Annotated in this window: 8 protein-coding genes and 2 pseudogenes; 2 read left to right on the top strand and 8 right to left on the bottom strand. The window is 68.0% G+C overall.

The genetic code is table 11. The features are described 5' to 3' along the window. From GSE44_RS24535 to GSE44_RS24510, 7 genes are all read right to left on the bottom strand, one after another. Positions 1-289: TorF family putative porin (locus tag GSE44_RS24535; protein ID WP_235925119.1), on the bottom strand; the 289-nt coding region annotated here is incomplete at its 3' end. Between the two features lie 28 nt (positions 290-317). After that, positions 318-902, bottom strand: a complete 585-nt coding sequence (gene kdpC, locus GSE44_RS24530) for a potassium-transporting ATPase subunit KdpC (RefSeq protein WP_159351454.1) — start codon at positions 900-902, stop codon at positions 318-320. 3 nt (positions 903-905) lie between these two features. Continuing rightward, entirely contained in the window at positions 906-1,133 is a 228-nt protein-coding gene (locus GSE44_RS26830; protein ID WP_457852183.1) for a hypothetical protein, read from the bottom strand. 24 nt (positions 1,134-1,157) lie between these two features. Further along, entirely contained in the window at positions 1,158-2,834 is a 1,677-nt protein-coding gene (kdpB, locus tag GSE44_RS24525; RefSeq protein WP_457852182.1) for a potassium-transporting ATPase subunit KdpB, read from the bottom strand. A gap of 153 nt (positions 2,835-2,987) precedes the next feature. Next, positions 2,988-4,685 (bottom strand): potassium-transporting ATPase subunit KdpA, encoded by a 1,698-nt coding sequence (gene kdpA / locus GSE44_RS24520; RefSeq protein WP_159351453.1) that lies wholly within the window; start codon positions 4,683-4,685, stop codon positions 2,988-2,990. 4 nt (positions 4,686-4,689) lie between these two features. Beyond that, positions 4,690-4,776, bottom strand: coding sequence for a K(+)-transporting ATPase subunit F (gene kdpF, locus GSE44_RS26640; RefSeq protein WP_159351455.1), 87 nt, complete (start codon positions 4,774-4,776; stop codon positions 4,690-4,692). 6 nt (positions 4,777-4,782) lie between these two features. Beyond that, positions 4,783-4,923 (bottom strand): hypothetical protein, encoded by a 141-nt coding sequence (locus GSE44_RS24510; protein ID WP_159351452.1) that lies wholly within the window; start codon positions 4,921-4,923, stop codon positions 4,783-4,785. Between the two features lie 150 nt (positions 4,924-5,073). Between GSE44_RS24510 and GSE44_RS26035 the strand changes: the two are divergent. After that, positions 5,074-6,081: pseudogene (locus tag GSE44_RS26035) on the top strand (histidine kinase); the annotation flags it as partial. After that, positions 6,064-8,085 (top strand): ATP-binding protein, encoded by a 2,022-nt coding sequence (locus GSE44_RS26030; protein WP_328799106.1) that lies wholly within the window; start codon positions 6,064-6,066, stop codon positions 8,083-8,085. The pseudogene GSE44_RS26035 and the gene GSE44_RS26030, both read left to right, overlap by 18 nt. A gap of 71 nt (positions 8,086-8,156) precedes the next feature. On the opposite strand, the pseudogene GSE44_RS24495 reads toward GSE44_RS26030, so the two are convergent. Further along, positions 8,157-8,283 (bottom strand): annotated as a pseudogene (locus GSE44_RS24495) (IS630 family transposase); the annotation flags it as partial.

The following is an 8,283-nucleotide window of genomic DNA, read 5'->3' as shown; positions in this document are numbered from 1 at the left end:
CATCGATTTCCTGGCGCGCATTCGTGCCGAGGAAGGCGACGTTCGAGGCGAAGGCGCCGACATAGAAGCCGGTGGTGTGCTGGATGTCGATCGTGCCCTGCACGGCCGGGCGGTTGCGCGTCTGGCTAACGCCGCGGAACAGGTAGTCGGACGAGATGGTCGGCGTGACGCCGATGGTCAGCCCCGCACCCTCCAACTCGAAGGCGCCGGCCGGAGAGGTTGGAAGGGCGGCAGCGCAACAGACGAGCCCGGCGAGGGTGAGGCCCCGGAGGGCAAGATTGCACTTCATGACAGGATGTCTTTCGCTGGGCAGTAGATCAGTGCGTGCCGTCAAGGGCGAGGTTGAGGCGCAGCACGTTGACGCGGGCCGGACCGAAGAAGCCGAGCAGGGGTGCGGTCGTGTTCTCGGCCAGGACGGCCCGGACCCGGTCCTCCGGCAGGCCGCGCGCCTGCGCGACGCGCGCCACCTGACGAGCCGCGTTCTCCGGGCTGATATCCGGGTCCAGGCCGGAGCCGGAGGCCGTCACCACATCCGCCGGCACGGGCGCGGGCCCTGCTTCCGCAACGCGCTCCTTCACCGTATCCAAAAGGGCCTGGCTCGACGGGGCGCGCTGGGATGTCGCCGAGGCAGCGGCATTGTAAGGCGCGTTCACCGTCTCCGTCCTGTCCTGCGGATCGGGCGCGGTGGTCGCGGAGGGACGCGGGTGGAAGTAGCGGCCGCTGGCGAAGTTCTGCCCAATCAGGGCAGAGCCGGCAACCCGACCGTCCCGCTCTATCAGCGAGCCGCCGGACTCGGCTGGCAGCACGACCCAAGCCAGGCTGGTGAAGGCGGCGGGCATCGCCAGGCCGAGCAGGAGGGTGAAGCCGACGACCATCGTCGCGGCCGGGCGGAGAATGGACATGGTTCAGGCAACTCCGAGGATCTGGATGACAAGGTCGATCAGCTTGATCCCGAGAAAGGGCGCGACGATGCCGCCCAGGCCGTAGATCAGCAGGTTCCGCCGCAGCAGCGCGGCCGCGCCAATCGGGGCATAGTGCACGCCGCGCAGCGCCAGCGGCACCAGTGCCACGATAATCAGCGCGTTGAAGATCACCGCGGAAAGGATAGCGCTCTCGGGGCTTGCCAGGCGCATGACGTTGAGCGTCTGCAGCTCCGGTTATCGCGTGACGAAAATGGCCGGCAGGATGGCGAAGTACTTCGCCACGTCATTGGCGATGGAGAAGGTGGTCAGCGCGCCGCGGGTGATGAGGAGCTGCTTGCCGATCTCCACGACCTCGATCAGCTTCGTCGGGTCGCTATCCAGGTCCACCATATTGCCGGCCTCGCGGGCCGCCTGGGTGCCGGTCTGCATGGCCACGCCGACATCGGCCTGGGCCAATGCAGGCGCGTCGTTCGTGCCGTCCCCAGCCATGGCGACGAGGCGGCCTTCGCCCTGCGCGCCGCGGATGTACTGCAGCTTATCCCGCGGGGTGGCCTCGGCGATGAAATCGTCTACGCCGGCCTCTGTGGCAATGGCCGCAGCCGTCAGACGATTATCGCCTGTCACCATCACCGTGCGGATGCCCATCTGGCGAAGGGCACCGAAGCGCTCGCGGATGCCTGGCTTGACAATATCCTTCAGCTCGACCGCACCGAGCAGACGCCCATCCTTAGCGACGACGAGGGGCGTGCTACCCTGGCGCGCGATGCGGTCCACCGCCTCGCGCAGTGCCGCGGGTACTGCCCCAATTGTGCTGCGGATGACCGCGTCGGCTGCGCCCTTGCGGTACTGACCCGACGGCAGGTCGAGCCCCGAGATACGGGTCTGCGCGGTAAAGGGAACGACCTTCGCCCCGGCCGGAAGCGCGGGCGGAATGATGCCGTGGCGCTCACGCGCGAAGGCGAGGATGGAGCGACCCTCCGGCGTCTCGTCGGCAAGTGAGGAGAGCACCGCAGCCTCCGCCAGTTCACCCTCGGGAATGCCCGGGGCAGTGACGAAGCCAGTGGCCTGGCGGCTCCCGAGCGTGATCGTGCCGGTCTTGTCCAGCAGCAACACGTCCACGTCGCCCGCCGCCTCCACCGCGCGGCCGGAAGTGGCCATTACGTTGAAGCGTACCAGCCGGTCCATGCCGGCAATGCCGATGGCCGAGAGAAGTCCGCCAATCGTGGTCGGGATCAGCGTAACCAGCAGCGCGGCCAACACGGGCACTGAGGGCGGTGCGCCGTTCCAGGAGGCGAGGCCCACCAAGCTCGCTACCGCAATCAGGAAGATGATCGTCATCCCTGCGAGCAGGATGTCCAACGCAATCTCGTTCGGCGTCTTCTGACGGGCGGCACCTTCCACCAGTGCGATCATTCGGTCGAGGAAGGTGGATCCGGGGGCAGCGGTGATCCGGACCACAATCCAGTCCGAGACAACGAGCGTGCCACCCGTCACTGCGCTGCGGTCGCCTCCGCTCTCGCGGATCACGGGCGCGCTTTCGCCGGTCACCGCGGCCTCGTTCACGCTGGCGATGCCCTGCACGATCTCGCCGTCAGAGGGGATGATGTCGCCTGCCTCGGCGAGCACGAGACCACCGACGCGCAGATCGGCGGCATTGCGCGGCTGCCAGATTCCGCGCTCGTCCGGCCGCAGCAGTAGCTTGGCTTGGGTCTCCGTGCGGGCGCGGCGCAGGCTTTCTGCCCGAGCGCGCCCCCTTCCCTCCGCGACAGCCTCGGCGAAGGTTGCAAAGAGGACGGTGAACCACAACCAGAGCGCAATGCACGCCTGGAAAGCCCAAGCTTCGCCCGCGATCGCAGCCCGCGTGGCGAGCACTGTGACGAGAACCGAGACAACTTCTGTGACGAAGATCACGGGGGTTCCGTAGCAGCGTGCGTGGGTTCAGCTTGCGGAAGGCATCGCCGATCGCCCGAGATAGCAGCGCGGGATCCAGGAAGGCCGGGGTGGCGTCGGGTCGGTCACGGGCGTCCTGTCCCGCAGTCGCGTTGTCGAGCATGGAAATGGGCCTCAGAAGGTCTTGCCCGCGAGGATGGCGAAGTGTTCCGCCAACGGACCGAGGACGAGGGAGGGCAGGAACTGAAGACCGCCCAGGATCAGGATCACGCCGGCGAGGAGCCCCATGAAGAGGGGACCGTGTGTCGGAAAGGTGCCGGCACTGGCGGGCGCCTTCACCTTGCCGGCGAGCGAGCCGGCTATGGCCATGACGGGCACCATGAAGGCGAAGCGCCAGAGCAACATGGCAATGGCAAGGGTGCCGTTTAGCCAGGGCGTATCGGCGGTCAGGCCGCCGAAGGCGGAGCCGTTGTTACCGGCCGCGGAGGTGTAGGCGTAGAGCATCTCGCTCAGCCCGTGCGGCCCCGCGGCAGCGATGGAGGATACGGCCGCTGGCAACACCATCGAAACGGCGGTCAAGCCAAGGATGGTGGCGGGCAGCACCAGCACGCCCAGCGTCGCCAGCTTGATCTCCCGCGCCTGCACCTTCTTGCCGAGGTATTCCGGCGTGCGCCCCACCATCAACCCGGCCACGAAGACCGAGAGGAGGACGAAGACAAGCATGCCGTAAAGCCCCGAGCCGACGCCGCCCGGCAGAACCTCGCCAAGCTGGATGAGGAACAGCGGCACCAGCCCGCCCAGCGGCGTGAAGCTATCGAGCATCGCATTCACCGCGCCGCAGGAGGCGCCGGTGGTGGTGGCGGTGAACAGCGCGACGAGCGGCATGCCGAAGCGGATTTCCTTGCCTTCCATGTTGCCCATGGCGGGATCAACGCCGAGTTCGGTCATCAGCGGGTTGCCGGCGGCCTCGGCGGCGTAGATGCCAGCGGTTGCCGCCAGCACGAATCCCAGCATCACGACCAGCAGCGCGCGTCCCTGGCGCAGGTCACTCACGATGCGCCCGAAGGTAAGGCAGAGCGCAAACGGGATTACGGTCTGCGCCCAAATCTGAATGGCGGTTGCAACTGCGCTTGGCCCCTCGAAGGGATGCGCGGAGTTCACGCCGAAGAAGCCGCCGCCATTGGTGCCCAGATGCTTGATGGCGATCTGGAAGGCGGCGGGGCCGAGGGGGATCACCTGCTCCGCACCTTCGAGCGTCGTGGCCGTCACATAACCTGCAAAGGTCTGCGGAACCCCGAGCGCAACAAGTGCGAGGCCGACCACCACGGCCAGGGGCAGCAGGACGTAGAGGGTGATGCGCGTAAAATCAGCCCAGAAGTTCCCGAGCTCGCGGACGCCCCCTCGCGCGAAGGCCCGGGAGACGGCCAGGGCCAGCGCGATGCCACTGGCGGCCGACAGGAAGTTCTGCACGGCGAGCCCAGCCATCTGCGAGAGGTAGGACACTGCCGCCTCGCCCGAATAGGCCTGCCAGTTTGTGTTGGTAACGAAGCTCACCGCCGTGTTGAAGGCGAGCCAGGACGACATTCCGTCGAAACCCTGCGGGTTCAGAGGCAGCATGCCCTGCAGGCGCAGAATGGCGAAGAGCAGCACGAAGCCGGCCGCGTTCGCGGCCAGCATCGCCAGCGCATAGCCGCGCCAGTCCTGCCCGCGCTCGGGATCAACCCCCGCGGCGCGAAAGAACAGCACCTCTGCCGGGCGCAGCCAGGTCACCCGGCCACTGGCCACGGCTGCAATATAGCGGCCGAGCGGCACGGCGGCTGCAACGACTAGGATGAGGACGAGCGCGATCTGCGCCCAGCCAATGAGGGTCATGGGATCAGAGGTCCTCGGGGCGAAGCAGTGCCCAGATCAGGTAGCCGAGCAGGCCAGCGCAGACGGAACCTGCCACGATCAGGTCGAGCATGGCGCGTCAGACGCGGTCGCAGCCGGCAACATAGGCGACCATCAGCGCGAAGGCGCCGAGGCCAAGGGAGAGAAGGAGGATATCGAGCATGGTGCTTCCCTTCCGGCAGAGGCCGGCGAACCGCGGGAAGATGGGCGCGGGGGACATAAAGGAGCCATTCGCGATGGAACTGCCCGGCATAAAAATGGCGTAAAATGGCCGGGGCGGCCTGCGGATTTTGTGCGTGCTTTATGCGTCGTCGGCGAAGTTGCCAACGCGCCTTTAAGGCTCGGCAGCCAGACATGATCCGGGATCAGAATGGAAGCTGGAAAGCATGTCGGCTGCCATCACATCAGTCCGCGAAAGGTTGCAGGACCAGCGGCATACGGCCCGTGCAGCACCCCGCTTTCGGAGCCGTCCGGCTCCGCCGGAGCCCAGGGTCGCGGCGGCCGGCTGCCTCGCCCTGCTTCGCGGCTGGGCCTTCCTCGGCTCGCCGCGATGGGCCTGCAAAGCCCCGTCACGACCGATCCGCTTCTCAGCCAGCTGTGGCTCGGCAGCGCCGTCGTCTGGACTGCCGGGCGCGGGACTGGACGTGTCGCCTGCACACCTCTGTCCGGCCTAGACTGGGGCATGGTTTCCTCCCATCCCCACATTCCGGAACCCGGCCGGCCGGATCCCGATGCCCTGCTGGCCGCAGCCGCGCGGGAGAGCCGGGGACGGCTCAAGGTGTTCCTCGGCGCCGCCCCCGGCGTGGGAAAGACCTATGAGATGCTGACAGAAGCGCGCCGGCGCGCCCTGGGCGGCGCCGATGTGGTCGTCGGGCTGGTGTAGACGCATGGGCGCGCGGAAACGGCGGCACAGCTCGCAGAGCTGGAGGTGCTGCCCCGCGCCCGCCACGACCACCGTGGCCAGCTGCTGGAGGAGTTCGACCTGGACGCGGCACTCGCCCGCCGCCCCGGCATCCTCGTGCTGGATGAGCTGGCGCATACCAACGCCCCAGGTAGCCGCCACCCGAAGCGCTGGCAGGACGTGGAGGAGTTGCGCGCCGCTGGGATCGAGATCTGGACAGCGATGAACGTCCAGCACCTGGAGAGCCTTTCCGATCCGGTTGCGCGCATCACCGGCGTGCGGGTGGCGGAGACAGTTCCCGACCAAGTGCTGACCAGCGCCGACGCCGTGGAGCTGATTGACATTCCGCCCGCTGAGCTGCTGGAGCGGATGCGCCAGGGCAAGATCTACCGCCCCGACCAAGCACGGCGCGCCCTGCGCGGCTTCTTTGGCGAAGGCAATCTGGCGGCCCTGCGGGAGATGGCGCTGCGCCGTGTGGCGGAGCAGGTCGACGCAGACGTCACCGGCTATATGCGCTCGAACGCCATCGCCGGGCCCTGGCCAAGTGGTGACCGGGTGATGGTGTTGGTTGGCGCGGATGCTGCGGCCGAGGCAGTGGTGCGCCAAGCACAACGCATCGCAGCAAGCCTGCGCGCGCCGCTGGTCGCCATCCATGTCGAGCGGCCCGGCGCGGCCGGCGGGGATCCCTCCGCGGCCCTCCGCCTGGCAGAGACACTGGGCGCGGAGACGGAGACGGTGGTCGATACCGACCTGCCCCGCGCCATCCTGGCAGCTGCAAGGTCCCGCAACGCCACCCATCTCGTCCTTGGGCGCGGCCGACCACCCCTCTGGCGTCGGCTGACCGCCCGTAGCCTCTCCGCTATTTTGCTGCGGCGGGCCCACGACTTTGCGCTTCACCTCATGCCCGATCCGGCCGCAGCCGGCCGGCCGACGGCCCCGCGTTTCACTCAGCTCCCTGGCTGGATCGGCTGGGCGGCGATGCCAGGCCTGGTCCTCCTCGCCACAGGTGTTGGCTTCGGACTAGACGGGCTGGTGCCGGAAGGGGCGCTCGGAATGATCTATCTCGCCGCCACTGTCGCGTCGGCGGTTGCCTTCGGCCCGCTACACGGCCTCGGCGCGGCGGCTCTCTCCTTCCTGCTCTGGAACTACCTTTTCATCCCACCGCGCTACACCCTGACCATCGCCGGGGCGCAGGAGGTGGTGGGCGCCGTGGTCTTCGGCCTGGTCGCCCTGATGCTGGCCGGCACTACAGGGCGGCTGGGGCGCTCCATGCGCACGGCGCGGGCGCGCGTCTTCGGCCTGCGCCGCCTCGTCGAATTCAGCCATCGGCTGGGCGCCCCGATGGACCGCGCCACCCTGCTCTCCCTTATTGCCGAGGAGGCCGAGCGTGTCGCCGGCTGTCCCTGCTGCGTGCTGATGCCGCTCTCCGGCGAGAACCTGCCCGGGCTTGGCCTGCCACGCAGCCGACGGGCGGATGACACCGACCTCATCCTTCGCGCCAGCGCGCCTTCGAGCGCCGAGCCGGACGATGCTTCCATGGCCGCGGTACGTTGGGCCTATGCCAAGGGCCGCACTGCCGGATCAGGAACCGACACCTTGCCGGCCGTGCCCTGGAAGTTCCATCCGCTGCCGACAGCACAGGGTGTCGCCGGCCTTGTCGGACTGCGCTTCGCGGACCGGTCGAAGCCCCTGGACGCAGAGCGGGCGCGCACCCTGGACGCACTCCTGGATCAGGCGGCGATCGCGCTGGAACGGGCCGAGCTGATGGAGGAACGGGCACGTGGCGCGGCTCGGGCCGAGGCTGATGAGTTGCGGACAACCCTGCTCACCTCCCTCGGCCATGATCTGCGTACGCCCCTCACCGGCATACGCGGCTCGCTCGAGACCTTGCGGACCATGGGCGATGCCCTGCCGCCGGAGGCACGCGTCGACCTGATTCTGGCCGCAGAGGAGGAGACCATCCGGCTCGGCCGCTTCGTCTCCAACATTCTCGACATGGTGCAGCTCGAGAGCGGGCAGGTAACGCTGCGGCGCGCGCCGCTGGACCTTCCGTCCGCCATCGAGGCCGCTACGGAGCGAGCGGAGAACGCCTCCGGCCGGCGGGTTGAGCAACGGATCGAGCATCGCCTGCCGATGCCATCGCTCGATCCGCTGCTCTTCGATCAGGTCCTCTCCAACCTGCTGGACAATGCCTTGAAGTTTTCTGGCCCACAGGGGCACGTCGCCGTCGCTGTCAGGCGCGAGGGAGCGAATGTCACGGTGCAGGTGGAGGATGACGGGCCGGGAATGCCAAGGGAGGATATCATCCGGATTTTCGATCCCTTCTTCCGCGCATCCCGCACGGACCGGATTGCCGCCGGCACGGGGCTTGGCCTTGCCATCGCCCGCGGGCTGACGCGGGCGATGGGCGGACAGATCTTGGCGGAGAGCCCCATCCTGGATGGGCGCGGCACGCGCATGTCGCTGCGCTTCCCTGCATGAGCGGCCCCGTTGAGGCGCTGGCGACGCCCCGCATCCTGGTGGTGGACGACGAGGCGCAGATCCACCGCTTCCTAGTGGTTTGAGTTAGAAATTCTCTGGCAGAAGCGTCCGACGCTGGCGAGGATGTCGTCGGCGGACTTGGTCCAGACGAAGGGCTTCGGCTCGGCGTTGGTCTGGTCGATGTAGCCCTGGATGGCG

The organism is Muricoccus harenae (assembly GCF_009848505.1).
Lineage (GTDB): Bacteria > Pseudomonadota > Alphaproteobacteria > Acetobacterales > Acetobacteraceae > Roseomonas > Roseomonas harenae.
Note: the sequence above shows the minus strand (reverse complement) of the source record. Positions and strands in the feature narration are given on the sequence as shown.